Source organism: Rhodococcus sp. DK176 (assembly GCF_038447315.2).
Lineage (GTDB): Bacteria > Actinomycetota > Actinomycetes > Mycobacteriales > Mycobacteriaceae > Rhodococcus_F > Rhodococcus_F jostii_A.
This window is the reverse complement of sequence record NZ_CP118321.2, coordinates 6,353,160-6,379,212: the sequence shown is the minus strand read 5'-3', so window position 1 is coordinate 6,379,212 and position 26,053 is coordinate 6,353,160. Positions and strand designations below refer to the sequence as shown.

Annotated in this window: 24 protein-coding genes; 6 read left to right on the top strand and 18 right to left on the bottom strand. The window is 69.3% G+C overall.

The features are described from left to right. Positions 1-69 precede the first annotated feature (69 nt). Positions 70-801: a flavodoxin family protein gene (locus PSR88_RS29660; protein ID WP_016883378.1), complete on the top strand. Its 732-nt coding sequence runs from the start codon at positions 70-72 to the stop codon at positions 799-801. Between the two features lie 24 nt (positions 802-825). Beyond that, positions 826-1,695, top strand: a complete 870-nt coding sequence (locus PSR88_RS29655; RefSeq protein ID WP_009479083.1) for a class II glutamine amidotransferase — start codon at positions 826-828, stop codon at positions 1,693-1,695. A gap of 12 nt (positions 1,696-1,707) precedes the next feature. Here PSR88_RS29655 and PSR88_RS29650 read toward each other — a convergent pair whose 3' ends face one another. Both PSR88_RS29650 and PSR88_RS29645 read right to left on the bottom strand, forming a co-directional pair. Next, positions 1,708-2,760 carry a ferredoxin--NADP reductase gene (locus PSR88_RS29650; protein ID WP_016883379.1) on the bottom strand — a complete coding sequence of 351 codons (1,053 nt, stop codon included), beginning with the start codon at positions 2,758-2,760 and terminating at the stop codon, positions 1,708-1,710. 131 nt (positions 2,761-2,891) lie between these two features. Continuing rightward, complete coding sequence (locus PSR88_RS29645) at positions 2,892-3,653, bottom strand: SDR family NAD(P)-dependent oxidoreductase (protein WP_020476822.1); 762 nt, start codon at positions 3,651-3,653, stop codon at positions 2,892-2,894. A gap of 121 nt (positions 3,654-3,774) precedes the next feature. Here PSR88_RS29645 and PSR88_RS29640 point away from each other — a divergent pair, with 121 nt between their 5' ends. Then, complete coding sequence (locus PSR88_RS29640; protein ID WP_016883381.1) at positions 3,775-4,548, top strand: SDR family oxidoreductase; 774 nt, start codon at positions 3,775-3,777, stop codon at positions 4,546-4,548. 77 nt (positions 4,549-4,625) lie between these two features. Here PSR88_RS29640 and PSR88_RS29635 read toward each other — a convergent pair whose 3' ends face one another. From PSR88_RS29635 to PSR88_RS29610, 6 genes are read right to left on the bottom strand one after another with little or no spacing between them, the layout of a single operon-like run. Beyond that, on the bottom strand, positions 4,626-5,438 hold the full coding sequence (locus PSR88_RS29635; protein WP_011597934.1) for a MaoC/PaaZ C-terminal domain-containing protein: 813 nt from the start codon (positions 5,436-5,438) through the stop codon (positions 4,626-4,628). Between the two features lie 2 nt (positions 5,439-5,440). Further along, positions 5,441-6,619, bottom strand: coding sequence for a lipid-transfer protein (locus tag PSR88_RS29630; RefSeq protein WP_016883382.1), 1,179 nt, complete (start codon positions 6,617-6,619; stop codon positions 5,441-5,443). Then, positions 6,616-7,047, bottom strand: coding sequence for a MaoC family dehydratase (locus PSR88_RS29625; protein ID WP_016883383.1), 432 nt, complete (start codon positions 7,045-7,047; stop codon positions 6,616-6,618). Before PSR88_RS29625 ends, PSR88_RS29630 begins: the two co-directional genes overlap by 4 nt. Then, entirely contained in the window at positions 7,044-8,156 is a 1,113-nt protein-coding gene (locus tag PSR88_RS29620; RefSeq protein ID WP_016883384.1) for an acyl-CoA dehydrogenase family protein, read from the bottom strand. Before PSR88_RS29620 ends, PSR88_RS29625 begins: the two co-directional genes overlap by 4 nt. Continuing rightward, positions 8,156-9,094 carry a bifunctional MaoC family dehydratase N-terminal/OB-fold nucleic acid binding domain-containing protein gene (locus tag PSR88_RS29615; protein WP_016883385.1) on the bottom strand — a complete coding sequence of 313 codons (939 nt, stop codon included), beginning with the start codon at positions 9,092-9,094 and terminating at the stop codon, positions 8,156-8,158. The genes PSR88_RS29620 and PSR88_RS29615 overlap by 1 nt, the downstream gene beginning before the upstream one ends. Then, a complete protein-coding gene (locus tag PSR88_RS29610; protein ID WP_011597929.1) occupies positions 9,091-10,257 on the bottom strand; it encodes an acyl-CoA dehydrogenase family protein in 1,167 nt (388 codons plus the stop codon). Before PSR88_RS29610 ends, PSR88_RS29615 begins: the two co-directional genes overlap by 4 nt. Positions 10,258-10,396: 139 nt before the next feature. Here PSR88_RS29610 and PSR88_RS29605 point away from each other — a divergent pair, with 139 nt between their 5' ends. After that, positions 10,397-10,837: a nuclear transport factor 2 family protein gene (locus tag PSR88_RS29605; protein ID WP_009479073.1), complete on the top strand. Its 441-nt coding sequence runs from the start codon at positions 10,397-10,399 to the stop codon at positions 10,835-10,837. On the opposite strand, the gene PSR88_RS29600 is transcribed toward PSR88_RS29605, so the two are convergent. Genes PSR88_RS29600 through PSR88_RS29590 form a run of 3 tightly spaced genes read right to left on the bottom strand, consistent with a single transcriptional unit; the run spans position 10,821 to position 14,609 of the window. Further along, positions 10,821-11,708, bottom strand: coding sequence for an LLM class F420-dependent oxidoreductase (locus tag PSR88_RS29600; protein WP_016883387.1), 888 nt, complete (start codon positions 11,706-11,708; stop codon positions 10,821-10,823). The genes PSR88_RS29605 and PSR88_RS29600 overlap by 17 nt on opposite strands. A 13-nt stretch (positions 11,709-11,721) precedes the next feature. Continuing rightward, the gene (locus tag PSR88_RS29595; protein WP_016883388.1) at positions 11,722-13,389 is read right to left on the bottom strand and encodes an AMP-binding protein; all 1,668 of its coding nucleotides are present in this window, start codon (positions 13,387-13,389) and stop codon (positions 11,722-11,724) included. 26 nt (positions 13,390-13,415) lie between these two features. Continuing rightward, entirely contained in the window at positions 13,416-14,609 is a 1,194-nt protein-coding gene (locus PSR88_RS29590; RefSeq protein ID WP_011597925.1) for an NADH:flavin oxidoreductase, read from the bottom strand. A 155-nt stretch (positions 14,610-14,764) separates the two neighbouring features. Between PSR88_RS29590 and PSR88_RS29585 the strand changes: the two genes are divergently transcribed. Continuing rightward, the gene (locus PSR88_RS29585) at positions 14,765-16,426 is read left to right on the top strand and encodes a class I adenylate-forming enzyme family protein (RefSeq protein ID WP_011597924.1); all 1,662 of its coding nucleotides are present in this window, start codon (positions 14,765-14,767) and stop codon (positions 16,424-16,426) included. An 82-nt stretch (positions 16,427-16,508) separates the two neighbouring features. Here the strand turns inward: PSR88_RS29585 and PSR88_RS29580 are convergent, their stop codons facing one another. The 6 genes from PSR88_RS29580 to PSR88_RS29555 all read right to left on the bottom strand — a co-directional run bounded on the left by PSR88_RS29580 (position 16,509) and on the right by PSR88_RS29555 (position 23,080). Then, the gene (locus PSR88_RS29580) at positions 16,509-17,324 is read right to left on the bottom strand and encodes a mycofactocin-coupled SDR family oxidoreductase (RefSeq protein WP_009479068.1); all 816 of its coding nucleotides are present in this window, start codon (positions 17,322-17,324) and stop codon (positions 16,509-16,511) included. A 19-nt stretch (positions 17,325-17,343) separates the two neighbouring features. Beyond that, entirely contained in the window at positions 17,344-17,994 is a 651-nt protein-coding gene (locus PSR88_RS29575; RefSeq protein ID WP_016883389.1) for a PaaI family thioesterase, read from the bottom strand. Beyond that, positions 17,991-18,863 carry a MaoC/PaaZ C-terminal domain-containing protein gene (locus tag PSR88_RS29570; RefSeq protein ID WP_016883390.1) on the bottom strand — a complete coding sequence of 291 codons (873 nt, stop codon included), beginning with the start codon at positions 18,861-18,863 and terminating at the stop codon, positions 17,991-17,993. The genes PSR88_RS29575 and PSR88_RS29570 overlap by 4 nt, the downstream gene beginning before the upstream one ends. 6 nt (positions 18,864-18,869) lie before the next feature. Then, the gene (locus PSR88_RS29565) at positions 18,870-21,098 is read right to left on the bottom strand and encodes an acyl-CoA dehydrogenase (protein ID WP_016883391.1); all 2,229 of its coding nucleotides are present in this window, start codon (positions 21,096-21,098) and stop codon (positions 18,870-18,872) included. A gap of 24 nt (positions 21,099-21,122) precedes the next feature. Next, positions 21,123-22,286: a steroid 3-ketoacyl-CoA thiolase gene (locus PSR88_RS29560; protein WP_016883392.1), complete on the bottom strand. Its 1,164-nt coding sequence runs from the start codon at positions 22,284-22,286 to the stop codon at positions 21,123-21,125. 182 nt (positions 22,287-22,468) lie between these two features. Beyond that, positions 22,469-23,080 (bottom strand): TetR family transcriptional regulator, encoded by a 612-nt coding sequence (locus PSR88_RS29555; RefSeq protein WP_011597920.1) that lies wholly within the window; start codon positions 23,078-23,080, stop codon positions 22,469-22,471. A 184-nt stretch (positions 23,081-23,264) separates the two neighbouring features. On the opposite strand from PSR88_RS29555, the gene PSR88_RS29550 reads away from it, so the two are divergent. After that, positions 23,265-24,803: an FAD-dependent oxidoreductase gene (locus PSR88_RS29550; protein ID WP_011597919.1), complete on the top strand. Its 1,539-nt coding sequence runs from the start codon at positions 23,265-23,267 to the stop codon at positions 24,801-24,803. Here PSR88_RS29550 and hsaA read toward each other — a convergent pair whose 3' ends face one another. Next, complete coding sequence (gene hsaA / locus PSR88_RS29545) at positions 24,804-25,970, bottom strand: 3-hydroxy-9,10-secoandrosta-1,3,5(10)-triene-9,17-dione monooxygenase oxygenase subunit (RefSeq protein ID WP_016883393.1); 1,167 nt, start codon at positions 25,968-25,970, stop codon at positions 24,804-24,806. It lies immediately after the preceding gene. Between the last annotated feature and the right edge of the window lie 83 nt (positions 25,971-26,053).

The following is a 26,053-nucleotide window of genomic DNA, read 5'->3' as shown; positions in this document are numbered from 1 at the left end:
CTGTTCTGCCCACGAACAGGGGTCGCCGCGGCATATCGTGGACTTCCGGACTCTTTCGTGGGAGGGCTGATGACCGATCCGTCGCCGCTGGACGGGACCCCCCGTTTCAGCGGTCTGCGCGCCCTGTTCGTCAACTGCACCCTGAAGCGGTCTCCCGAGGTGAGCAACACCCAGGGGCTGATCGACCGCAGTGTCGGCCTGATGGAGCAGGAAGGGGTCTCGGTCGACCAGATCCGGGCGGTGGACCACGACATCGCGACCGGTGTGTATCCGGACATGACCGAGCACGGGTGGCCGAGCGACGAATGGCCCCAGCTTTTTCAGCGGGTGCTGGACGCCGACATCCTGGTCCTGGCCGGTCCGATCTGGCTCGGCGACAACGGTTCCGTCACGAAGCAGGTGATCGAGCGACTGTACGGTTGTTCGTCGATTCTCAACGACGACGGCCAGTACGCCTACTACGGGCGGGCCGGGGGTTGTCTGATCACCGGCAACGAGGACGGTGTCAAGCATTGCGCGATGAACATCCTCTACAGCCTCCAGCATCTCGGATACGTGATCCCGCCGCAGGCAGACGCCGGTTGGATCGGTGAGGCCGGCCCGGGCCCGTCGTATCTCGACGAAGGGTCGGGCGGCCCGGAGAACGATTTCACCAACCGCAACACCACCTTCATGACGTACAACCTGATGCACGTCGCCGCGATGTTGAAGAAGGCCGGCGGGTTCCCCGTGTACGGAAATCAACGTTCGGAGTGGGACGCGGGTTGCCGCCCCGACTTCGCCAACCCGGATTACCGCTGATCCGCCCCACCCGAGAGGGAAGTCATGTGCCGATTGTTCGGGTTGTCCGCCGCCCCTCATCGCGTCCGCGCGTCGTTCTGGCTGCTGGACGCCCCGGACAGCCTGGCGCAGCAGAGTCACCGCGAGCCGGACGGCACCGGACTCGGCACGTTCGCGGAGGACGGAACTCCGGTGGTGGAGAAGCAGCCGCTCGCGGCGTACGAGGACACGGAGTTCGCGCAGGAGGCGAAGCATCGGTATTCGGCCACGTTCGTCGCGCACATCCGTTTCGCGACCACGGGTGAACTGCTTCCCCAGAACACCCATCCGTTCGCCCAGGACGGTCGGGTGTTCGCCCACAACGGCGTGGTCGAGGACCTGCCGAAACTCGAGGCGGAACTGGGCCCCGACCTCGCGCTCGTTCACGGAGACACCGACTCCGAACGCGTCTTCGCTCTCGTGACCAGTCACATCGGCAGGAACGGCGGCGACGTCACCGCCGGCATCACCTCGGCCGCCCGGTGGCTGGCCGACACCGTGCCGATCTACGCGCTCAACATCCTGCTGACCACACCCGGCGAACTGTGGGCGCTGCGCTACCCGGACACCCACGACCTGCTCTTCCTCGAGCGGCGCGCGGGCGGTCCGAGCGGCGGTCGCCACCTCCAGCACGCGAGCACTCCCGGCCGGATCCGTGCCAGGTCCGAGCATCTCGCCGAGCATCCGGCGGTGGTCGTCGCCAGCGAGCAGATGGACGAGGATCCCGGCTGGACGCCGATGCAGTCGGGCGAACTGCTCCACGTCGACCGCGACCTCACCGTCACCCGGGAGGTGATCGTCGATCGCCCACCCCGTTACCCGATCCGCCTCGCCGATCTCAATGCGCGTGCCGCGGCCGCGCAGACCGAGAAGTAGTGCCGGCGTCGGTCAGAACTCGATCCGCACGTGCTCGCTGACGGGGCGGGCCTGGCACGCGAGGATGTAGCCGCTCGCAATGTCCTCGGGATCGAGGATCGACGCGTTGTCCATGTCCACTTCTCCCTGGACCACCGTGCATGCGCAGGAACCGCATTCGCCCTCGCGACACGAATAGGGGACGTCGAGGCCCTTCGAGAGCATGACGTCGACGAGTGTCGCCCGGCGTGGCCAGCTCAGGTTGTGAGCTTCGCCGTCGAGTTGCACCTCGACCGTCGACGTTCCCGCTTCCGTGTCCGGCAGTTCCTCGACCACGACGTCCGCGAACGGATCCCCGGACAGGGAGGTGAACACCTCGGCGTGCACCCGGTCGCGCGGGACGCCGGCCAGTGCGAGCGACTCGTGGATCGCGTCCATGAACGGACGCGGTCCGCACAGGTAGGCGCGGTGATCCCGGAAACGGTCCGACAGATTCGCCAGCTGGCGCGGTGTCGGCAGGCCCTGCACGCTCTCGAGCCAGTGGACGACGGTCAGCCGGTGTTCGTGGCGGGCCGCGAGTTCCCGCAACTCGTCGGCGAAGATGACCGACTTCTCGTCCCGGTTCGCGTACACCAGAACGACTTTCCCGTTGCCTACGCTGAGCGCCGACTTGAGGATCGACATCACCGGGGTGATTCCGCTGCCCGCGGCGAACAGGATCAGGTCTTCGTCCAGGCTGGCCGGAGTGAACACGCCCGCGGGAGGCAGGACCTCGATGCGGTCGCCGACGCCGACGTTGTCGCACAACCAGTGCGAACCGTAGCCGCCTGCGATGCGTTTGATCGTCACCTTCGGCAGGTCGTCGGTGAACGGCGAACTGGCCAGCGAGTAGCACCGGGCGACGGATCCCGTCCGGTCGCTCGGGATGCGCAACGTCAGGAACTGTCCGGGCTTGTAGGCGAATTCGTGCCGACGCTCGTCGGGGACGACGAACACCAGCGACCGGGCGTCGGACGTCTCCTCCACGACAGCGGCCACGGTGACCACTACTGATCGCGAACTGCGTGGTGTTTCAACGGTCGTCATCGCGACGGTGCCCTCTCGCTACGGTAATTCGATCCTGCCGAAACTAGTGCACATCGACGGCGGCGGCCGCGGCCCTTCCCGCTGTGCGGGACCCGGATCATCACCGTCACCCCCAACGGGACTGCCCGCCGTCAGCCCCAACGGGACTGCCCGCCGTCCAGGGGGATGGTGGCCCCGGTGAGGTAGCCGGCGTCGTCGCTCACCAGGAACACGACGGCGCGTCCGATGTCGGTTTCGGCGTCGCCGACGCGTCCGAGCGGGATTCCCGCCACGAACTCCGCCGCCTCGTCCGGGTTCCGCTCCATCCACCGCGCGAGGGCCGGGCTCTTGGCGTGCGGGGCGACGGACAGCACCCGGATGCCGTCCCGGCCCCACTCGCACGCCGCCGACCTGGTCAGCGAACGCATCCCCTCCTTGATCGAGCCGTAGGCGCCGTAGTTGCTGGCGTCCCAGCGCACGGCCGCCGACGTGACGAGGTTGACGATCACGCCGCCACCGCGCGAGACCATGTGCGGGTGGCACGACTGCATCATGCGCAGCGTCGCGAGCGGTCCCGTCGCGAACGACCGCTCGTACTCCTCGTCGATCACCGACAGGATCGGTCCCGGTGTGCAGTCGTTCGCGTTGTTGACCAGGATGTCGACGCCGCCGAACACGTCCACGGTCCGCTCGACGGCGGACGCGATGTCCGCGCGCCTGCTGACGTCGCACACCACCGGTTCGCTGCGGGCGCCGAGTTCGGTGAGTCGCTCGCACATGCCGTGCAGTTTCGATTCGGTCCGTCCGGCGACGGCGATCGCCGCGCCCTCCCGGGCGAGGGCCAGGGCGATGCCCTGCCCGATCCCCTGTCCCGCACCCGTGATCAGCGCGACCTTGCCGTCGAGTTTGCCCATGTCCACTCCCGTTCCCCTACTATCGAACCGAGCATTTGCTTGTTCTCGGTCTTCGTGCCGATTCACCCGATCTCGTTCGAGCGCCCGTTCTCCTCGCGCTCCCTCACTCCGAAGGTCTCCCGTGACAATCCCCCCTCCTCTCGATTTCAGTGGCCGCACCGTCGTCGTGACCGGCGGAACCAAGGGCATCGGTTTCGTCGTCGCCGAATCGTTTCTCGCCGCGGGTGCGAACGTGCTCGTGTGCGGCCGGAGCGCACCGGACACCCTGCCCGCGCACGGTGAGCGCACCGCCGCGTTCCGCGCGACCGACGTCCGCGACCACGCCGACGCCGCCGCACTGATCGACGATGCGGTCGCGCGGTTCGGCCGCCTCGACGTCCTCGTCAACAATGCGGGCGGTTCGCCCGACGCCGACGCGGCCACCGTCTCGCCGCGCTTCGTCGAGAAGATCGTCGCGCTGAACCTGCTGGCGCCCTTCACCGTTGCCCAGGCCGCCAACGCGGTGATGCAGCAGCAGTCCGACGGTGGTGCCATCGTCAACATCGGCAGTGTGTCCGCCCACGATCCGCAACCCGGCACCGCCGCGTACAGCGCCGCGAAGGCCGGCCTGCTCGTGCTCACGAAAGCGCTTGCGCTCGAATGGGCTCCGAAGGTCCGGATCAACCACATCACCACGGGCCTCATCCGCACCGAGAGCGCGGCGTCCGTCTACGGTGACGACGGCGGTGCCGCCGTCACCCGGACCCTGCCGATGGGGCGGATGGCGGTGCCGTCCGACATCGCGGACGCGTGCCTGTTCCTGGCGAGCGCGCAGGCGTCGTACGTGAACGGTGCCGATCTCGCCGTCCACGGCGGCGGCGAATACCCCGCGCGTTACCTCGCGACCCACTCCTGACCTCCGCGCCGTATGTCACACCGGTTCGGTTCGACTGCACCGGTGTGACATTCGGCGACGGCGGACGAAACGTCCGGTCAGCCGAATGCGGCGCGGGCGCCTGCGATGAGCGGCCGGTCGTCCTGGACGAGTTCGAACGTCGCATCACCCGCATCACCCCACGCCCGCAACGACGGCGCGTCGCCCGGGTAGACCGGTGCGGCGAACCGTCCCTCCAGCCGGACGAGGTCGGCCGGGTGGACGTCCAGCGCCCGCGCGAGTTCCAGCGTGCTGGCGGCGAGGGTGCACAGCCCGTGCATGATCGGCCGGGGCTGCCCAATCCGCTCGGCCGCCGCCGGGTCGATGTGGATGTGGTGCCGGTCGCCGGTCAGCCGGTACAGCGCGGCCTGGTTCTCCGCGGTCTGCAGCACAGACGTCGTGACCGGTTCACCCTCGGGCCGAGCCGGTTTCACGGGTCCGCGATCGCCGCCGAAACCGCCGGCACCGGGCGCGAACAGCGACCAGGTGGCGACGAAGAACTCGGACTCGACGCGCACCTCGAACACGGCCGCCGAACCCTTGTCCCACACCTCGCCGACCGACGCCGACAACGCGATCTCGCCGCGACGCGGAAGCGGCGCGAGCACCGTCAGTTCCTGCGATCCGTGCAGCGCCGTCTTCGTGTCGAAGGCGCCCCGCGACCCCAGCTCGTCCGGCGCCCACTGGGCGAGGGTGAGAGCGAACGTGGGCAGCACCCGCAGACGCTCCTCGAAGACGAGGTCCAGTTCGGTGGCCCGCGCACCCACCGACAGTGCGTACAGGACGGCGTCGCGCTCGTCGTAACTCACGGTGCGGGTGCCGAGGTCGGCCCCTCGCCACGCTCCTGCCGTCGTGCGCTCGGTTGTCGTCATGATCAGTCCTCTCTGCCCAGGATCAGGCCGCTGGTGGGCACGGCGGTGCCCGCGGTCACCAGCACGTTGCCGATGCCGTCCGGTTGTGTGGTCGACGTTCCCCGAATCAGGCGAACCGCCTCGGCGATGCCGTTGACGCCGTGCAGATATGCCTCGCCGATCTGGCCGCCGTGGGTGTTCGCCGGGAGTCGGCCGCCCACCTCGAGGTTGCCGTCCCGGATGAAATCCTTCGCCTCGCCGGGGCCGCAGAACCCGAGTTCCTCGAGTTGCGGGAGCACGAGCGGGGTGAAGTGGTCGTAGAGGATCGCCGCCGAGATGTCGTCGGGCGCGAGACCGCTCTGCCCGTAGAGTTGCCTGCCCACGAGGCCCATCTCGGGTATCCCGGTGATGTCGGGCCGGTAGTAACTGGCCATCATGTGCTGGTCCTTGCCCGAGCCCTGCGCGGCGGCCTTGACGATCGCCGGGGTGGCGCGGAGGTCCTTGGCACGTTGGGCGGAGACGACGACGAGGGCCTGGCCGCCGTCGGTTTCCTGGCAGCAGTCCAGTAGGTGCAGCGGTTCGGCGATCCACCGCGACTTCTGGTGATCGTCGAGGGTGATGGGCCGCCCGTGGAACCAGGCGGCGGGGTTGTCGGCGGCGTGCTTGCGTGCGACGACCGCGACCCGGCCGAAGTCCTCGCTCGTGGCGCCGTACCGATGCATGTACCGGCGGGCGAACATCGCCACCCACTGGGCGGGCGTCGACAGTCCCTGCGGGGTCAGCCAGGCGTACGCCGCCCGGTCCGCGGTGCTGTCCATCGGGCGGTCGTGCTGCCCGAGTCCGTAACGCACACCGGACCGTTCGTTGAACGCGCGGTAGCAGACGACGACGTCCGCGATGCCGGTGGCCACGGCCATCGCCGCCTGCTGGACCGTGGCGCACGCGGCGCCGCCGCCGTAACCGATGCGGGAGAAGAACTTCAGCTCGCCGATGCCCGTGTTGCGGGCGACGAGCACCTCCCCGTTCGTCTCGGCGGTGTACGTGGACAGTCCGTCGACGTCGGACGGGTCGATGCCCGCGTCGGCGAGTGCGGCGACGATCGCCTCGCACGCCAGTTGCAGTTCGCTTCGTCCCGAGTGCTTGGAGAATTCGGTGGCGCCGATGCCGACGATCGCGGCGGCGCCCGACAGGGGGCTGGTCACAGGTCTCCTCGTGCAGGCCAGGCGACGACGACGGTGCCGGTGGCGTGATCACCGAGGCTGTTCGCGCCCCGGATGTTCACGGTGACGAGGCCGCCGTCCTTCGCGACCACCTCACCGGTCACGGCCATCGCGTCGCCGGGGTAGTTGGGGGCACCGAGCCGCACCGCGATCCGGCGGAGCGACGCGTGCGGTCCGGCCCAGTCGGTGACGAACCGCCCCACCAGCCCGTTGGTGGTGAGGATGTTCATGAACACGTCCTTCGACCCCCTCTCCATCGCGAGGGCCGGGTCGTGGTGAACGTCCTGGAAGTCGCGGGTGGCGAGGGCGGTGGCGACGATCAGGGTGCGGGTCAGCGGAATCACCAGCTCCGGCAGTCGATCGCCGATCGTGACGGCGTCGTAGGTCGTCGCGCCGACGGTCGCGGTCATGCGACCACCTCCACCCCGGCCGCCAGCTGCGCGCCCAGACGTGCCAGGTCGGAGCCGGCTCCGCCGAAGGTGGCGGCGAGCTGTTTGCCCCACAACAGGTGTCGATGCACCGGGTAGTCGGTGTCCACGCCGATACCGCCGTGCACGTGCTGCGTGCGGTGGACGACCCGCTGCCCGCCGTCGGTCGCCCACCATTTCGCGACCAGCACAGCGGTTCCCGGATCTTCCCCGCTCGCGAGGAGCCACACGGCCTGCCACAGCGTCACCCGCATGGCCTCGAGGTCGATGTAGCAGTCCGCGAGCTGATGGGTGACGGCCTGGAACGTCGCTAGCGGGCGGCCGAACTGGGTGCGTCCGTTGAGGTAGGTGACCGCCTGCCGCACCGCGCCCTCCCCGACGCCCAGTTGCAGGGCGGCGACCGCCAGTTCCGCCCGTTCGATCAGCCACCGCACCGCGCTACCGTCCGCCGGGCCGACCGGTTCCGCGGGGGCCGCGACGAACGTGACGTTCGCGCAGATCTCGTGGGTGGTCGACTCCGCCTGCTGCGCCGTCACACCCGCGGCCCCCGGGTGCACCAGGAACAGCGCCGGACCACTGTCGGTGGTCGCGGAGACGAGGAGGCGTTCGGCGACGTGCGCCACGGGCACCGCGGCCTTGGCGCCGTGCACCTGCCACCGGCCGTCCACCTCGCGTGCCGTCGTCGCCGGTTCGCCCGCGACGTACGGTCCGAATTCCTCGAGCCCGACCGTGAGGATCAGGCTGCCGTCGGCCGCCGCGGGGACCAGGGCGGCACGTTGGTCCGGTGTCCCGAACTCGGCGATCGCGAGTGCGCCGAGCACGTGCGGCCACAGCGGAACCGGCGCCACGGTCCGGCCCTGCTCCTCGAGTAGGACGCACAGTTCTGCGAGCCCCATGCCGCCGCCACCGAGGTTCTCGGGCAGGGCGATGCCGAGCAGCCCTGTGGTGGCCAGTTCGCGCCACAGTTCCCGGTCGATCCGGTCGGCACTCGATTCGACGTCCTTGATCCGCTCGGGTCGCGACTTGGCAGCGAACACGTCCGCGGCCAGTCCGCGGACCGCTTCCTGCTCCTCGCCGAAGGTGAAATCCATCAGTGTTCCTCCGATGCTGCGGGCCGGAATGCGGGCAGTGTGAGTTCCGGGTCGGCGTCGATCCAGTCCAGTTCCACGGGCATTCCGATGTGCACGTGTTCGGGTTCGACGCCTGTCATGTTGGCGATCAGGCGGGTGCCCTCCTCGAGTTCGATCACCGCGACGACCAGTGGGTAGTCGAACGCGTCGATCTTCGGGTGGTGATTGACGACGAACGTGTAGACGGTGCCCCGCCCCGACGCGTCGACGGTGTCCCATTCGGTGGAGCGGCACTCCCCGCACATCGGTCCGGTCGGGTGCCGCAGCACACCGCACCTCGCGCACCGCTGGATGACCAGGCGGTGCTCACGTGCGGCCGCGAACCAGAAGGCGTTGTCGTCGTTGAGCGCGGGCCGCGGGCGAAGCGGGCGCGGGGCCGGACGTTCGGTGGGCCGGAATCGGAGTGTCCGCCACCGCTGGGTTCCGACGATCTCGCCGTCGCCGTTGCGGTACGTCTTGAGGGTGGTGACGAAATGTCCGGCGCCGAGACCGGTCTGCTTCTCCGCGGAGACGGACTCGACCACCTCGGTCGTGCTCACCCGGTCGCCGGGGCGCAGTTCGGCGAAGAATTCCTGGTCGGAATCGGTGGCGACGACGGACGTGAATCCCGCCTCGTCGAGTGTGGCGATCAGTTCCGTCCAGACGGGTGACGGGTCGGCGCCGGACATCTTGTCCGCGAATGTGCGCATCGTCCACACCTGCAGCATCTGGGCGGGTGCGACGGCGCCGCCGCGGCCGGTGGCGCGCGCGGCGGCGTCGTCGAGGTAGACCGGGCTCGTGTCGCCCATCGCCTCGACCCAGTGCCTGATCATGGGAGTGTTCACCGGGTCGGGACCCCAGGTGGCCGGGACGATCGTCCGTCCCTCGAAAGCGAGGAGGCGGGTAAGGAGTTCGCTCATTTCACCCTCTTCTCGCGGGCGAGTCCGAGGCCGAGGGTGCCGACCATGTCACGCAGCACCTCGTTGACGCCGCCGCCGAACGTGTTGACCACGCTTTGGCGTGAGATCTGTTCGATCTGGCCGGCGAGGATCGCGCCCGGCGAGCCCGGACGCAACCGGCCGGCGGCACCGAGGATCCCGAGCAGCGTGCGATAGACGTCGACGTGGGTTTCGGTGCCGTACGTCTTGGTGGCGCCGGCGTCGGCCCCCGACAACGCATCCCGCGCGACCGCGACGGTCATCTTCCAGTTCAGTAGTCGCATCGCCTCGAGCTTCGCGTGCGTGCGCGCGAAGTCCATCTGCACCCACGGGATGTCGAGTGCCCCGTTCTGACGGGCCCAGTCGAGGACCCGGTGCCACAGTCCGAGCGTGCGGCCGCCGAGCGCGGCGAGCCCGATGCGTTCGTGATTGAGCTGCGCGGTGATCAGCTGCCACCCGCCGTCGACGTCGCCCACGACGTCCTGATCGCCGACCCGGATCCCGCTGTAGTAGGTCGACGTGACCGTCAGCCCGCCCACGGTGTGGATCGGTGACCAGCTGAAGCCGGGATCGTCGGTGGGAACGATGAGGATCGAGATGCCCTTGTGTTTGGGCGCATCCGCATCGGTGCGGCACGCCAGCCACACGTAGTCGGCCGTGTTGGCGCCACTGGTGAAGATCTTGTTGCCGTCGACCACCCAGGTGTCCCCGTCGCGCACGGCGCGGGTCTGCAGCGAGGCGAGGTCGGTGCCGGCTTCCGGTTCGGTGTAGCCGATGGCGAAGACGATGTCGCCGGCAAGGATGCCGGGAAGGAACCGCGCCTTCTGCTCCTCGGTGCCGTACTTCATCAAGGTGGGGCCGACGGTGTTGACGGTGACGAACGGGAACGGCAACCCGGCCCGCTGCACCTCGTCGAAGAACACGAACTGGTCTTCGATCGACCGTCCCTGCCCGCCGTACTCCACCGGCCAGCCGACACCCAGCCAGCCGTCCTTGCCCAGCAGCCGCACGATGTCGCGGAAGTGCTCTCCGCCCACACCCTCCTCACCCGCGATCCGCCGCGTCTCCTCCGGCAGCAGCGCCGCGAAGTAGGCTCGCAACTCCCGCCGGAGTTCCCGCTGCCCGGGCGATTCCCTCACATCCATCGGCGTTCTCCTCAAACCTGTGCGTGGCTGTCGCCACGTGTGTTCTGGACGCTAATCAGCACTCCCACGCCTCGGTGCCGATGTCTCGGTCAGCGGGAGGCGGCTGTCGGCGATGCCGCGTGTCCGCTGGAATGGTGGAATGGCCACCGGATTCGCTCTCACCGAACTCACCGCCCGCTATGCGCGGGCCGTCGACCGGCGCGAGGCGGCGACGCTCGCGGCGTTGTTCGACTCCGACGCGACGTTCGTCCTCCCGCCCGCGCTGACGGGCACCGGCGCGGCAACGGAACTCCGCGGCAGTGACGTGCTCGCGTCCGCCGTCGTGGACGCGGTCTCGCATCTGCAGTCCACCCGCCACGTCGTTCACCAGCAGGTGATCGACGTGGACGGGTCGACGGCGTCGGGCGAGACGTACTGCACGGCGCACCACGTCTATGCCGGTCGAAACGGATTCCGCGACAACCGGATCGCGTTGCGCTACCACGACCGGTACGTGCTCGGCGACACAGGCTGGCAGTTCTCCCGGCGCGAACTGATCGTCGACTTCAGCGAGGACGTGCCGGTCACCGTGCCGGACTGAGGCCCAACCGCGCCGAACAGGCGGCCATCTCGTCGATGACCTGGCCGAGGGACTGCGCGTGCCGGGACGCCGACAGCACGAGCCGATTCGCGCCCAGGTCCCGGCTTCGGTCGAGCTTGGCCTCGTCGAGCCGTGGCAGCGTGGCACCCAGCACGAGGTCGACGTCGGCGGGATCACGGCCGGCGTCCGCTGCCGCCGCCCGCATCCGGGCGATCGCCCGGTCCAGGTCGTCACCGGCCAGGCCGAGCGGCTGGAACCCGTCGCCGAGCCGCCCTGCCCGCCGTGCGGCCGCCGGGCTGTGTCCGCCGATGTAGAGCGGCACTCCTGAATCCCGGTGGGGTTTGGGCCAGCTCTGGGCGCCGCGGAAGGAGAAGTGTTCGCCCGCGAAGTCGACCGCGGCGGTACCCGACCACAGCGCCCGCATCACCGCGATCGCCTCATCGGCGATCGCGCCGCGCCGGTCGAAGTCGCCGCCGCAGGCCTCGATCTCCTCGCGCATCCAGCCGAGACCGAGGCAGATGCGCAGACGCCCAGCGGACAGTCGGTCCAGGGTGGCGAGACGCTTCGCCAGCACCACCGGGTGGTGGTTGGGCAGCACCAGCACGCCCGTCGCGAGACCGAGGGGCGTCGTGGCGCCGGCGACGAACGACAGCAGTTCCAGCGGGTCCGGCAGGCTGCAGTCGTCGGGCAGGTGCGACTTGCCGGTGGGCGAGTACGGATAGGCACTCGCCGTGTCCGCGATGGCGACCGAATGCTCGACCGCGGAGATCTCGTCGAATCCGAGTGATTCGGCGGCCCTCGCGAATTCGAGTATCCACTCGGGCTCGCCCGCCCGTCCCAGCTCGACGGGAACCACCACACCCAGTTTCATGTCACCCTCACCGTCACACGTGCAGGAATCGTTGCCGGCCGTGCGTGTGGAACTCCTGCTCCAGCGCGGCCTTCTCACTGTCGGTCATCTCGTGGTACTCGGGAACACCGCGTCCCACCCACCGGAAGACCGGATCGTCGCAACGCCAGCGCTGTTCCTGCAGCGTGCGTTTGAGCACCTTGTTCGATCCCGTCACCGGCAGGTCCGTCGACACCCGGACGAAGCGCGGTGCAGCCTTCGTGCCGAGGTCGTCCTGGTTACCGAGGAACGCTGCGAACTCCGCCGGATCGAAATCGGTGGGGTCCGCCACCTCGACGGCCGCCATCACCTGATCACCCGACCGCGGGTCCGGGACGGCGAACACGCCGGTGGCGACCACTTTCGGGTGGCGCCGCAGAATGCGCTCCACCATCAACGCCGAGGTGTTCTCCCCGTCCACCCGAATCCAGTCACCCTTCCGGCCGGCGAAGTAGATGAAGCCGGCCTCGTCGACGTACCCGAGGTCGCCCGTCCAGTACCAGCCGTGCCGGATACGGTCGGCGATCGCGTCCTCGTTCTTGTAGTAGCCCTCGAACCGCGACGCGCCTGCCTTGTCGACCATTTCGCCGATCGCCTCGTCCGGGTTGAGCACGCGACCGTGCTCGTCGAGTCGCGCCCGGGCCTTCTCCACGCGGGTGTCGGGGTCGACGATGACGATGTTCTCGTTCGCGGGTCTGCCGAGCGCACCCTCGGGGGCGTCGGGATCGAGCGTCACCGAACCGGCGCCCTCGCTCGAGCCGTACCCTTCGTACAGTTCGGCGCCGAACCGGCGGACGAATTCGGTTTTGTCCTCCGGGGACGCCTCGGTCCCGAAACCGCGGACGAGCGTGTTGTCACGGTCGTCGGGTTGCTCGGGTGTGGCCATCAGGTACGCCAGCGCCTTGCCGACGTAGGTGAAGAACGTGGCGCCGAAGAACCGGACGTCGGGCAGGAATCCGGAGGCGGAGAACTTGCGCGGCAGGCAGACGGTGGCGCCGTTGGCGAGGGCGGGCGCCCACAGCGCCATCAGCGCGTTGCCGTGGAACAGCGGCATGCAGCAGTAGTCGACGTCCTCGCGCACGTGCCCGTATTTGGCGGTGTTCGCGTACGCCAGCCGGGCGAGCCGGCCCTGGCTGCACCGCACCGCTTTCGACGTGCCGGTGGTGCCGGACGTGAACAGCAGGAGGAACAGCGTCGACGCGTCGATCCCGGGATCCTCGGCCGGGCTCTCCACGGCGTGGGCCGCGACGAGTTCGGTGTAGGCCGGATCGTCGACGAGCAGAAACCGGTCCTCGGACAGCCCGAGGTCGAGACCGGCGAGCTGCGCCTTCCCCGCGGTGTCCGTGACGATCAGCTGGCAGTCGACGTACCGGATCTCGGCCTCGAGTTCCGCGCCGCGGCGGGTCGGATTGACGCCGACGACGGCGGCGCCTGCGAGCGCCGCGCCGCCCAGCCAGAACAGGAACTCGGGGGTGTTCTCGAGCAGGACGCCGACGTGGAACGGTCCGTCGCGCCGCAGCGAGGACGCGACGGCGCCGCGGGCCGCACTCTCGCGCACCACCTCGTCCCAGGTCCAATCCTGTTCCCGGGTGCGCACTCCCAGCCTGTCGTCGCCCAGCCGGTCGAACAGCATCCGGGCGATCGTGGTGCGTTCCAACTCCATCTCTCCTATCGACGCGGTATGCACGCTCACGGCACGCGAAGCACGCAGTGGGTGCCACCGTAGATCGCCGTCATGCACTTGTTGCAGTGAATGCACAGACCGGGGTTGTGGGTCTCGTCCGTGATCCGGTTGACGAGGTCGGGTTCCCGCAGGAGTGCCCGTGCGACGGCCACGAACTGGAAGCCTTCCGCCATCGCCAGGTCCATGGTCGCCTTGCCGGTGATGCCGCCGAGGAGGACGAGCGGCATCGTCACGGCGGCCCTGATCTGGCGGGCGTCCTCGAGAAGGTAGGCGTCGCGGTAGGGGTATTCCTTCAGGAAGTGCCTGCCGACCAACCGGATTCCCAGTTTCGTCGGCTGCGGCATGACGGCGGCGAACTCGCGGAGCGGCGCGTCGCCCTTGAACAGGTACATCGGGTTCAGCAGCGAACTGCCCGCGGTGAGCTCGAGCGCGTCCAGCGAACCGTCCTGTTCGAGCCACTGCGCCACCTGGATGGCCTCGTCCACCCAGAAGCCCCCGGGCACACCGTCGTCCATGTTCAGCTTGGCGAGGATCGCGATCCGCTCCCCCACCGCGTCGCGGACGGCGCGGGCGGTCTCGAGCGCGAACCGGGCGCGGTTCGCCAGCGATCCGCCGTACCGGTCCGTGCGCTTGTTGACCTTCGGGCTGAGAAAGGAGCTGATCAGGTAGTTGTGGCCGAAATGGATCTCCACGGCGTCGAACCCCGCCTCCACCGCGCGGCGAGCCGCGTTGGCGTGAGCCTCGACGATCCGGGCGATGTCTGCCGTGGAGGCCGGCTTGGAGAAGTTCTGAGTGGTCACCCGGAACGCGCGGGACGGGCCCAAGGCCGGGAATCCGATGTACTTCGCGGCCGCGACCGGTCCCGCGTGGCCGATCTGCGCCGACACTGCGGCACCCTCCGCGTGGATGGCGTCGGTCAGCTTCCGCAGACCCGGCATCGTCTCGTCGGTCCATTGGATCTGGCCGGGCGACGTGCGTCCATCCGCGGCGACCGCGCAGTACGCGACGGTCGTCATGCCCACGCCTCCGGCGGCGGGCTGCCGATGGAATTCGATGAGCTCGTCGGTGACCAGCCCCTTCGGGGTCAGGCCCTCGTACGTCGCTGCCTTGATCACACGATTGCGCAGGGTGATCGGCCCGAGTTTGGCCGGGGCGAGCGGATCGACCTTCACTGCGGGCGGGTCGAGATCTATCGTCATATGAGTTCCTCCAGCTGCGATTCGCTGTCGAACGTAACGGCGCCGGGATGTCACGGATCGCGGCAGTCTCGCTGAGTGGTAACCACGTCCGGGCGCCCGTCACGGCGTGCCATCTTGTGTCGGTACGAGTGCCCCGAGGACGAAAGGTCGCCCCGATGACTGCCCCTACAGATCCACAGTTGCACCTGGATCAGGTGATGTCCCGCCTCACCGGACCCGGTGGCCGGTTCGAACTCGTCGAGGAGCCGGTGCTCGGCACCCGGATGCCGGTGATGAAGAACCGTGGGCGGTCGGTGGGCGAGCTCCTCACCACGTCGCTCCGGTGGGGCGACCGCGACTACCTCGTGACCGCCGATCGCCGCATGTCCTACACCGAGCACGCCGCCGCGGTCGCGGCCCTGGCGACGGCGCTGCGCGAGGACTACGGCGTCCGGAAGGGTGACCGGGTGGCGATCCTGGCCGCGAACACCCCCGAGTGGGTGGTTGCGTTCTGGGCCACGCAGGTGCTCGGCGCCATCAGCGTCGGGTTGAACGGCTGGTGGGTTCCGCGGGAGGTCGAGTACGGACTGACGCACAGTCGCCCCACCGTGGTGGTCGCCGACGCGAAGCGCGCGGAGACACTCGCCGCGGTCGGCACCGACCTCCCGGTCCTCACGATGGAGGAGGATCTGCCTGCGCTCTTCGCGCGGTACGCAGGGTCCCCGATGCCGCACACCGACGTCGACGAGGACGATCCCGCCGCCATCCTCTACACCAGCGGCACGAGCGGCAGGCCCAAGGGAGCGCTGCACTCTCAGCGCAACATTCTGGCCGTCGTCGACTACCACCGGTTCAGCGACGCGGTGGTCGGCGAGTTCAGTGGACGCCCTGTCGATCCGGCGGTGCCGAGTCCGCTTCGCTACCTCCTGACGTCTCCCCTGTTCCACATCGCGAGCCTGCACAATCTGGTGATTCCGCGGCTTGCGACGGGCGGCGCGGTCGTCATGCACCAGGGCGGATTCGACGTGGACGCCGTGCTCCGCCTCGTCGAGCGGGAACGGGTCACCAACTGGGGAGCGGTACCCACGATGGCGTCCCGTCTGGTCGAACACGACGACCTCGACAAGTACGACCTGTCGTCGCTCACGTCGTTCTCGCTGGCGTCCGCACCGTCGTCGGTCGCGTTCAAGGAACGGCTGCGCGAGAAGGTGCCGTTCGCGCGCAACGCCCTCGTGGACAGTTACGGACTCACCGAGTGCAGTACCGCGATCGCCGTCGCCACCGCCCCCGAACTCGAACAGTTCCCCGGCACTCTGGGCCGTCCGATCATCACGGTGAGCATGGAGATCCGCGACCCGTACGGGGAGTGGCTGCCCGACGGCGTCGAGGGTGAGGTGTGTGTGCGCAGCCCGTTCGTGATGCTCGGCTACTGGGAGGACGAGGCCGCCACCGCCGCGGCGATCGCCCCGGGCCGGTGGCTCCGGACCGGCGACTACGGACTCGTCGAGAACGGTCGCCTGCGGCTGACCGGACGTCGCTCGGATCTGATCCTGCGCGGCGGGGAGAACGTGTATCCCACCGAGATCGAGCAGTGCCTCGACGAGCACCCGGAGGTGCTCGAGTGCGCGGTGATCGGGACGCCCCACGAGGATCTGGGGCAGGAGGTGGCGGCCGTCGTGGTGTTGCGACCGGGTGCCGCGGCCACCGAGGCGGAACTGCGCGAGTACGCCGCGGATCGCCTGTCGTATTTCAAGGTCCCTACCCGCTGGCGGATCACCACCGACCTGTTGCCCCGCAACGCAACCGGCAAGATGGTCCGCCGGGACATCACCGTCTGACCCCGGTGGCCGAACGCCGAATGCCACAGTGGTACAGTCGAACTGCACCACTGTGACATTCGGCGAGCAGGAGAGGTGAACCTCAGCGGATGAGGTTGCCGAGATCGACTGGAATCTGCGCCCCGGTGATGTATTTCGCCTCGTCGGAACACACCCACGCGACGACGGCGGCGACGTCCTCCGGCTGGGTGATGCGGTAGGGCAGCGAATTCTGGTAGATGGAGCCGAGCGTCGACGCGTACCGGGCGATGAGCGGGTGCAGGTCACGCACCTTCATGCCGGTGTCCACGCCCGCCGGGTGCACCGTGTTGACGCGGATGCGGTACTCACCGAGTTCGTTCGCCATCGTCTTCGCGAGCCCGGTGATGCCGTGCTTGGTGGCGACGTAGTGCCCCGTGAACGGCGTGCCCTTCAGCCCGGACACCGAACTGGTGAAGACGACGGCGCCGCCCTCACCCTGCTCGATCAGATACGGAACCGCCGCCTTCGCGGTGTGGAACGTTCCCGTGAGGTTGACGTCGACCGTCTCCTGCCACTGCTCGGCGGTGATCTCCCACGACAACGCACCCGAGCAGATGCCCGCGTTCGCGATCACGACGTCGAGGCGGCCCAACTGCTCGATGCCGTCCGCGAGGGCCCGCGAGAGGCCCTCGAAATCGCGCACGTCCGCGGTGGCGGAGACGATCCGCCGCCCGGTGGACTCGACGAGCCGGACCGTCTCGGCCAGGTCGTCCTGGGTGGCGCCGGGATAGGCGGTGGACGCGAATTCGGTGCAGGCGTCGATCGCGATGACGTCGGCGCCCTCGGACGCGAACCGGACGGCCTCGGCGCGGCCCTGCCCACGCGCCGCGCCGGTGACGAAGACGACCTTGTTCTCGAAACGGCCGGGTGACGTCATTTTCTGCTCCTGATCGGGGTCATCGTGGGCGGGGCACGGTCTTGTCGACGAACAGTCCCTCGACCGACACGCACACCTGGCCGTCCGCGGTCCGGATGTCGCCGGCGGTGGTGATCTTGCGTCCGTCGACCGACATCAGCTTCCCAGTGAGGGTGAGCGGTTCGAACAGCGGCGTCGGGCGGTGATAGCGGGTGCTCAACTGCGCTGTCATGCCGGCTTTTCCACCCCAGGCGTTGGCGACGCCGAGGACGTGGTCGAGCAGGAGTGCGGACACGCCGCCGTGGACGTGCCCCGGCGGCCCCTGGTACGGGATGGTCAGTGTGACGGTGCCCCGGACCGATCCGTCGGACAGCCCCTCGAGGACCACGGGCGGTGCGAGCGCGTTCTCGGGTCCGGTGACGGGATCGTGCCGGGTGACCCCTTCGCCGTTCCACATGTCGATCAGCCGCTCGGCGACGGCGGGCGCGTGTTCCTCGAGATGCCCGGCGATGCTGTGCAACTCTTCCGCGACGCGGTCGAGGTTGGCGTTGCCGCGATCGGTCCGCAGCAGCGCGTCGACCACGCGCCGGGCGGCCTCGGTCGCCCGGTCGACGGCGGAACCGTCGGGCGGTGACGTCAGCACCGTTCCCGACGGGCTGTTCTCGAACGTGGGGTGCGTACCGACGCTCATCCGCTCACCTCCATCGTCGCCTGGGTCAGCACCGGTTGCCCGTCACGGTCGGGGCACGTCGCGCGCAGGGTCAGCCGGTCGCCGTCGTGCCAGACCGCGGTCTCGACGGTCTCGCCCGGGTACAGCGAGCCCGCGAACCGCACCGCGTAGTGGCGCAGGCGCGTGGGATCGCCGTCCAGCATCCCGTCGACGACGGCCTTGCACACCACACCGTACGACGCGAGCCCGTGCAGGATCGGCCTTTCGAACCCGGCCGCGGCCGCGAAGTCGGGATCCGCGTGCAGCGGGTTGAGGTCGCCGCTGAGCCGGTAGAGCAGGGCCTGCGCCGTCCCGGTGCGCGACACGAGCACCTTGTCGGGTGCGCGGTCCGGCGCCGTGGCCACCGACTCGGGTCCCGGGGAGCCGCCGAAGCCGCCCTCATCGCGGGCCCAGATCTGCATCCCCGTGGTCCACAACGGGTTCCCGCCCGAGTCGGTGGCCGTCTGTTCGAGCACGATGACGGCGGCCTTGCCCTTGTCCCATACGTCGGCCACCCGCGAGGACACCCGGGCCTCACCCGACGGAGGAATCGGCGCATGCACGGTGAGCGACTGTCCGCCGTGCAGGATCCTGCGCAGGTCGACGTCGATGCCGGGCAGGCTCAGTCCGGTCGCCGGTGCGTCGCCGGCCGAGATTCCCTGCCCCGCGACGAGCGCGAACGTCGGCAGCACCTGCAGGTCCTTCTCGTACGCCCAGCGCAGTTCCGCGGGGTCATGAGTCTTCTCGCCGGCGCCGAGGCCGAGGTGGTAGAGAATCACGTCGCGCTCGGTCCACGACACGTCGCGTACGGACGGTTCCGCGGTCAGCGCGGCCTTCACGTCGATCGCCATGTCAGGTCACGCTCCCTTTCCGGGCTCGGGGTCGCGGGGCAGACCCAGCAGTCGTTCGCCGATGATGTTGAGCTGGACGTTGGTGGTGCCGCCCGCGATCGACATGCACTGCGAGTTCAGGAACATCTGCGTAGCGGACGTGCGGGGCTGGTCGCCGAGCAGGGCGCGCGGTCCGGCCCAGTCCATCGCCACCTCCCACACCTGCTGGATGTGTTCGACACCGAGCAGTTTCGCGACCGAAGACTCGGCGCCCGGTTGCCCGCCCGCGATCGTTCGCAGGGTGGTGCGCAGCCCCATCAGGCCGCCGGACTGTGCGTCGCAGAGGACCTTGCCGAGCACGGTGAGCTGTTCGTCGTCGATGCCGCCGGGCAGTTCGCCTGCCAGGGTCAGCAGAGCCTCGCCGCCGGAGCCCAGGGAGGAGTCGTGCGACAGCGACACCCGTTCGTTGGCGAGGGTCGTCCGGGCGAGCTTCCAGCCGTCGCCCGGTTCGCCCACCAGGAGTTCGTCCGGGACGAACACGTCGTCGAGGAACACCTCGTTGAACAGGGCCTCGCCGGTGATCTCGCGCAGCGGCCGGATGTCGAGACCGTCGCTGCCCGACATGTCGATCAGGAAGTACGACAGTCCCTTGTGTTTGGGCACCGAGCCGTCCGTGCGGGCCAGGCAGATGCCCCAATCCGCGTCCCGGGCCATCGACGTCCACACCTTCTGCCCCTGCAGCACCCAGCCACCGTCCACCTTGGTGGCCCTGGTGGTCAGGCCGGCGAGGTCCGATCCGGCGCCGGGTTCGGAGAACAGCTGGCACCAGACGAGGTCGCCGCGCAGCGACGGAGGCACGAAGCGCTGCAACTGTTCTTCGCTGCCGTGCGCGGTGAGCGTGGGCACCACCCAGTTGCCGATGATCATGTCGTGGGGCTTCAGCGCGGCCGCGCGCAGTTCCTCCGCGATCACGAGTTGTTCCACGGCACCCGCTCCCCTGCCCCACGGCGTCGGGAGGTGCAGTGCGGTGTAGCCCTTCTCGGCCAGGTACGTCCTGCGCTCCGCCTCGCCCATCGCGGCGGCGGGCGCGAGTTCCGCGGCAACGTCGGCGCGGATGTCCTCCGCGTCCGGCGGAAGGTCGATGCCGAGGACCCGGCGGGCACCGCCCAGGGTCGCGCGGGCAACGCGCCGCCGCCACGATGCGGTGGACCCGAGCAGGATCCGCAGCGACTGCGCCCGGCGCAGATACAGGTGGGCGTCGTGTTCCCAGGTATACCCGATGCCCCCGAGTACCTGGATGCAGTCCTTGGTGACGGCGAACGCCGCGTCGGGTGCGGTGGCCCCGGCGACCGCGGCCGCGAGTGATGCCTCCGCCGCACTGCAGCGCGGCGCGGCCGTCGCGGCCCTGGCACTGCTTCCGGGATTCATCGCACGGGCCGCGTCCCACGCGCAGACACGGGCCTGTTCCGCGAGGCAGAGCATGCGGGCCACCCGGTGCTTCACCCCCTGGAACTGGCCGATGGGGCGGCCGAACTGGTGGCGCACCTTGGCGTAGTCGGCGGCGGTGGTCACGGCCCAGTCGGCGACACCCGACGCCTCGGCGGCGAACAAGGTGGCCGCCAGATCGCGAACGCGTTGCGAATCGATCTGCAGCACATCGACTTCGGCGATCGCCAGCCGATTCGCCGCCGCGGTCGCGCTGCGGCGCACCACGTCGTGGCTGGGCAGGTCGGTCACGTCGAGCCGGTCGCGGGCGACCACCACGTAGACGGTCTCGTCGCCATCCGTTGCCGCGAGCAGGAACAGGTCGCCCACCTGCCCGCCGAGGACGTACCCGGACTCACCGTCCAGTGTCACCACTCCGCCGTCCCGGACGAGACGCAGCGAGCCCGGCTGCAGGGCCACCGCACCGAGGGTCGAACCGTCGGCCACCCCGGAGAGCTCACCCGTGCGCCCGGACTCGTGCAGGACGGCACCGAGCAGCACGGTCGGGAGGAAGGGACCGGGCAGCAGGACCCGGCCGAGTTCCTCGGTGACCACTGCCAGTTCCACCAGCCCGCACCCCGCCCCGCCCACGTCTTCGGGCAGGTGGAGTCCCAGTACGCCCAGGTCCGCCAACGACTTCCAGAACAGCGGTCGTTGCTCGGTCTTGGCCTCGACGGCCTCCCGGAGCACGGCCGGGGTCACGGTCCGCGTGGCCCAGCCCCGCACCGAGTCGCGCAGGTCGCGCTCTTCTTCGGTCAATCCCATTGTCATGTCGGCCTCGTCGATCGTTCGGGGTCAGATTCGTTCGATGATGGTTGCGGTGGACAGTGCGCCACCGGCGCACATCGTGACCAGCGCGGTGGAGGTGTCGGAGCGCTCCAGTTCGTGCAGGGCGGTCGTGATCAGCCGGGCCCCGGTGGAGCCCACCGGGTGTCCGAGGGCGATGGCGCCGCCGTTGACGTTCACCTTCGACATGTCGGCCCCGTGCACCTGCGCCCACGACAGCACGACGGCTGCGAACGCCTCGTTGATCTCGACGAGATCGATGTCGTCCAAAGACATTCCGGCGCGTTCGAGGACCATGCGCGTCGACTCGATCGGCCCGTCGAGGTGGAAGTACGGGTCGGAGCCGACCATGCCGGACGCGACGATCCTCGCGCGCGGCCGCAATCCGAGTTCGCGGGCACGGCCGCCGTCCATGAGCAGGACGGCGGCGGCGCCGTCGCTGATCTGGGACGAGTTGCCCGCGGTGTGGATATGGCCGTCGATCACGGGCTTCAGGGCCGACAGGGCCTCCGCCGTCGTCTCGCGCAGTCCCCCGTCCCGGGTGACCACCGCGAGTTCACCGGTGGGCGTGCCGGATTTGTCCACGACGGGAGCGGTGACGGGAACGATCTCGCAGTCGAACCGTCCGTCCGCCCAGGCCTGGGCGGCGCGTCGTTGCGACTCGAGCCCGAACGCGTCGACGTCGCCGCGCCCGAGTCCGCGCAGGTCGGCGATGCGCTGGGCGGACGTGAACTGGTCGCCCATGTCGATCGACCAGTCGTCGGGGTACGGGTTGCCGGTCTCCGGTGTGACGGCCTGGCCGAGGAACACCCGGCTCATCGCCTCGACACCGCACCCGATTCCGGCGGAGATCTGGCCGGACGCGATGAGACCCGCCACGACGTGCACGGCCTGCTGGGAAGACCCGCAGGCGCAGTCGAGCGACGTGGCCGCCGTCGTGTACGGCAGTCCCGCGTGCAGCCATGCCTGCCGGGTCACGTTGTTGGACTGCTCACCGGCCTGGGTGACGCATCCGCCGACGATCTGGCCGATGTCCGCCGGGGCGACCCCGGCGCGTTCGAGGACACCCCGCTGTGCGGCGCCGAGCAGTTCGGCGGGGTGTAGTCCGGACAGTGCCCCGCGCCGGCGCCCGATCGGTGTCCGTGCCGCGTCGACGATGACGGCGTTGCCCATGTTCCGCTCCTTGGGTTCTTCTGGCTCGCGGACGCGTCCGCGGCTCATTTTTGAAATGTATTCTATTATTGAGGAGACATCAATGCCCTTTGCCGTGCGAAATAGTTCTCCGCGCAGCTCAGAGGTCAGGAATGAATTTCATTTCGATCTCGACGGCGAGACGGCCCCACGCCGGCGAGCTGTCAGCGATGCGACAGATTGACCAGCAGCAGGTCACACGCCCTACGAATGTCGGACTCGGCATCGGGAATCGAGACCCGGCCGTTGAGGCAGGACTGGATGACACCGAACCACAACTGCACCAGCAGACGCAGTGCCGTGAGGTCTTCCTCCGTCGGATGTTCGATCCCGGCGGCGTCCAGCATGATCTGCCGGAATGCCCGGTCGACCTTCCCCGCGTCCGGCACGGACGCGACGTTGGCGGTGCTCGTGGATTGGATCATCGCGGTGGACAGTGCGGGCCGTCGCAGCAGACCGCGGGTGGCGCGGACGAGCACGTTGTACACCGCATCCTGCGGCGATTCGCCGGGGGGCGCGCTCTTCTTGAACCCGACACCCATCCGGTCGATCTGGTCGACCATCACGGCGACGAACAGATGCGTCTTCGACGGAAAATACCGGTACAGCGTCCCGATCGCGACGCCGGCGCGTTTGGCCACCTCGTGCATCTGGACCCGGGCGAGTTCCTTCTCGGTGGCCAGTTCGATCGCGGCCTCGAGCATGCGGACGTGGCGGGCCCGCTGTTCCTCCGAACTCGGTTCGGCAGCGTCCCGCACTTCGGCGATTCTCGGCACCCTCGATCCCCCTTTACTCCGCACACAGCCCCGGATCCGGTGTCGATTCTCGCATTGGATCGGGAAAGCATCGAATTTCGTCCGGTGAGTGGGACCGCGCATGCCGCAGGCCGCCCGGATGCGATTGCGTGAACCCCACGACTGGACCGCCAGTCTCCACAGACCATCAACGGAGGAAACGACGATGCAGGACTGGACAACCGAGTGCGACGTGCTGGTGGTCGGTTCGGGGGGCGGCGCGCTGACCGGCGCCTACACGGCCGCTTCGCAGGGTTTGCGCACCCTCGTCCTCGAGAAGACCCCACTGTTCGGCGGCACGTCCGCGTACTCCGGCGCCGCGGTGTGGTTGCCGGGCACCGCCGTGCAGGAGCGCGCCGGCATCGGCGACTCCACGGACAAGGCGCGCACGTACCTGCGCGCAGTGGTCGGTGACGAGGAGATCGACCGTCAGGAGGCGTACGTCGCCACCGCGCCCGAGGTCGTCGACCTCCTCGAACGCGATCCCCACATCGAGTTCGAGTGGCGCGCGTTCCCCGACTACTACAAGGCGCCCGGCCGGATGGACTACGGTCGCGCGATCAACCCGCTCGACCTGCCGAGCGACGAGGTCGGGGACCTGCGTGAGGTCATCCGGCCCGAGGCCGACGTCGACCGGGCCGGGGAACCGCATCCGGAGGGCACACTGAACGGCGGCCGCGCCCTGATCGGGCGCCTTCTCATGGCGCTGCACGGCACCGGGCACGCGGAACTGCGCACCGAGACCGCCGCGCGCTCGCTGGTCGTCGAGGACGGCCGGGTGGTCGGCGCCCTGGCGACGAACGCCGCCGGTGAGACCGTCCGGATCCGGGCGACGCGCGGCGTGCTGCTCGCGGCCGGCGGGATCGAGGGCAACGCGGCCCTGCGCACCGAGAACGGAACGCCGGGCAAGGCGGACTGGAGCATGGGCCCGCGCGGCGCGAACACCGGTGACCTCCTGCGGGCGGCGGTGGACATCGGTGCCGACACCGCACTCCTCGACGAGGCGTGGTGGTGCCCCGGGGTCGAGCTTCCGGACGGCTCCGGCGCTTTCATGGTGGGTGTGCGCGGCGGCATTCTCGTCGACACGTCCGGAGAGCGGTACCTCAACGAGTCCCTGCCGTACGACCAGTTCGGTCGAGCGATGATCGAGCACGGAAGCCGCAGTTCGTATCTCGTGTTCGACTCGAAGGAGGGCGGGCCCGTGCTGCCTGCCATCTCCATTCCGCACATCTCCGCCGAGAAGCATCACGCGGCGGGCACCTGGGTCTCGGCCGACACGATCGAGGAACTCGCGGAGAAGATCGGCGTCCCCGCAGACGCTCTGCGCCGCACCGTCGAACAGTTCAACGACTTCGCCAAGCACGGCGTCGACGAGGCCTTCCACCGGGGAGAGGACCCGTACGACAACTTCTTCTGCCCTCCGGGCACGGGTGCGGACGCGCCACCGAACCCGGCACTGAGCCCGGTGTCGCAGGGCCCGTTCCACGCGGCCCGCATCGTGCTCAGCGACCTCGGCACCAAGGGCGGGGTCCGGACCGACGCCGACGCCCGCGTCCTGCGCGCCGACGGCACACCCATCGACGGACTGTATGCGGCGGGCAACACCAGTGCATCGCTCAGCGGCCGGTTCTATCCCGGTCCCGGAGTGCCGCTCGGCACCGCGATGGTCTTCTCCTACCGGGCAGTTCAGCACATGCGGAGCTGACTACACGAGGTTGTCCTCCACCGGGAGCCCGAACGCGCCCCTGCCGAACAGGGCGAGGGCGCGTTCGGGCTCGTTGGCCACGTGCACGCTGCCCGCGTGGGCGTCGCGCCACGACCGTTCGATCGCGTTGCCGCGCGACAGCGAACTCCCGCCGGCGGTCTTGAACAGCAGGTCGATCGCGTCGAGGGCTCGCTCGGTGGCGCGAACCTGATCGCGGCGCACCCGCAGACGCAGACCCATGGGGAGTTCCTCCCCGGCCTCGGCCAGTTCCCACAGTTCACGCACGTTGCGATCCATCTGCAGTATCGCGGCGTCGATCTCGGACGACGCCCGGGCCACCGCGACCTGGGCGAACTGGTCGTCGACGAATCGGCCGCCACCGAGGCTGAGCCGCACTCGTTCCCGCATGAACGTCAAGTAGCGTTCGTAGCACCCCGCGACGACACCGACCCCCGGCGCCGCGACGGCGGTGGTGAAGAGCGTGGCGAACGGCAGCCGGTACAACGGTCCCCGGTTCACCTTCTGCCCGGGTCCGCGCAGTTGCGCCGTCTCGTAGTTCCTCTTGATCCGGTAGTCGGGAACGAACACGTCCTCGGCGCTGATCTCGTTGCTGGCGGTGCCGCGCATCCCCACCACGTCCCACACGTCGTGGATGCGGTAGTCCGACCGCGGCACCAGCGCGGTCATGAAATCGACCGGGCGGCCCGCGGTCCCGACCACCATCGCGCCGAGCAGCGCCCACGACGCGTGCTCGCAGCCCGAGGAGAAGTGCCAGTCCCCTGTCAGCCGGTAACCGCCCTCGACCGGAACGAGCCGCCCGACGGGTGCGTAGGCGGACGACACGAGTACCGAATCGTCGTGGCCCCACACGTCCCGCTGCGCCCGGTCGTCGAACAGCGCCAGGTGCCACGGGTGCACACCGAGCACGGACGCCAGCCAACCCGTCGAACCGCACACACCGGACACGGCGCGCACCACCTCGTAGAAGTGCACCGGATTGCTTTCCGTGCCGCCGTACCGCCTGGGCTGCAGCATCTTGAACATTCCGGCGTCGCCGAGCTCACGGATCACCTGTTCGGACACCCGCCGCGACTCGTCGACCTTGTCCGCGCGTTCCGCGATCATCGGCAGCAGGCCGCGGACCGATCCCAGGACCTCGTTCGTCATCTGTCGGAGGGTAGGGCGATCACACCCGCGTGTGGATGTGCGTCTCGCTCAACGGGAAACACCGCCCCACTGCCCGGTCCCGT

Excerpts from the sequence above, each read along its gene's own strand:
- PSR88_RS29635 (WP_011597934.1), bottom strand. The coding sequence starts at position 5,438 with ATGACGACAACCGAGCGCACGACGGCAGGAGCGTGGCGAGGGGCCGAC.
- PSR88_RS29660 (WP_016883378.1), top strand. The coding sequence starts at position 70 with ATGACCGATCCGTCGCCGCTGGACGGGACCCCCCGTTTCAGCGGTCTG.
- PSR88_RS29645 (WP_020476822.1), bottom strand. The coding sequence starts at position 3,653 with ATGGGCAAACTCGACGGCAAGGTCGCGCTGATCACGGGTGCGGGACAG.
- PSR88_RS29650 (WP_016883379.1), bottom strand. The coding sequence starts at position 2,760 with ATGACGACCGTTGAAACACCACGCAGTTCGCGATCAGTAGTGGTCACC.
- PSR88_RS29595 (WP_016883388.1), bottom strand. The coding sequence starts at position 13,389 with ATGGAGTTGGAACGCACCACGATCGCCCGGATGCTGTTCGACCGGCTG.
- PSR88_RS29585 (WP_011597924.1), top strand. The coding sequence starts at position 14,765 with ATGACTGCCCCTACAGATCCACAGTTGCACCTGGATCAGGTGATGTCC.
- PSR88_RS29615 (WP_016883385.1), bottom strand. The coding sequence starts at position 9,094 with ATGAGCGAACTCCTTACCCGCCTCCTCGCTTTCGAGGGACGGACGATC.
- PSR88_RS29575 (WP_016883389.1), bottom strand. The coding sequence starts at position 17,994 with ATGAGCGTCGGTACGCACCCCACGTTCGAGAACAGCCCGTCGGGAACG.
- PSR88_RS29655 (WP_009479083.1), top strand. The coding sequence starts at position 826 with ATGTGCCGATTGTTCGGGTTGTCCGCCGCCCCTCATCGCGTCCGCGCG.
- PSR88_RS29610 (WP_011597929.1), bottom strand. The coding sequence starts at position 10,257 with ATGGATGTGAGGGAATCGCCCGGGCAGCGGGAACTCCGGCGGGAGTTG.
- PSR88_RS29625 (WP_016883383.1), bottom strand. The coding sequence starts at position 7,047 with ATGACCGCGACCGTCGGCGCGACGACCTACGACGCCGTCACGATCGGC.
- PSR88_RS29620 (WP_016883384.1), bottom strand. The coding sequence starts at position 8,156 with ATGGATTTCACCTTCGGCGAGGAGCAGGAAGCGGTCCGCGGACTGGCC.
- PSR88_RS29590 (WP_011597925.1), bottom strand. The coding sequence starts at position 14,609 with ATGACGATAGATCTCGACCCGCCCGCAGTGAAGGTCGATCCGCTCGCC.
- PSR88_RS29570 (WP_016883390.1), bottom strand. The coding sequence starts at position 18,863 with ATGGCGATCGACGTGAAGGCCGCGCTGACCGCGGAACCGTCCGTACGC.
- PSR88_RS29550 (WP_011597919.1), top strand. The coding sequence starts at position 23,265 with ATGCAGGACTGGACAACCGAGTGCGACGTGCTGGTGGTCGGTTCGGGG.
- PSR88_RS29605 (WP_009479073.1), top strand. The coding sequence starts at position 10,397 with ATGGCCACCGGATTCGCTCTCACCGAACTCACCGCCCGCTATGCGCGG.
- PSR88_RS29565 (WP_016883391.1), bottom strand. The coding sequence starts at position 21,098 with ATGACAATGGGATTGACCGAAGAAGAGCGCGACCTGCGCGACTCGGTG.
- PSR88_RS29580 (WP_009479068.1), bottom strand. The coding sequence starts at position 17,324 with ATGACGTCACCCGGCCGTTTCGAGAACAAGGTCGTCTTCGTCACCGGC.
- PSR88_RS29560 (WP_016883392.1), bottom strand. The coding sequence starts at position 22,286 with ATGGGCAACGCCGTCATCGTCGACGCGGCACGGACACCGATCGGGCGC.
- hsaA (WP_016883393.1), bottom strand. The coding sequence starts at position 25,970 with ATGACGAACGAGGTCCTGGGATCGGTCCGCGGCCTGCTGCCGATGATC.
- PSR88_RS29600 (WP_016883387.1), bottom strand. The coding sequence starts at position 11,708 with ATGAAACTGGGTGTGGTGGTTCCCGTCGAGCTGGGACGGGCGGGCGAG.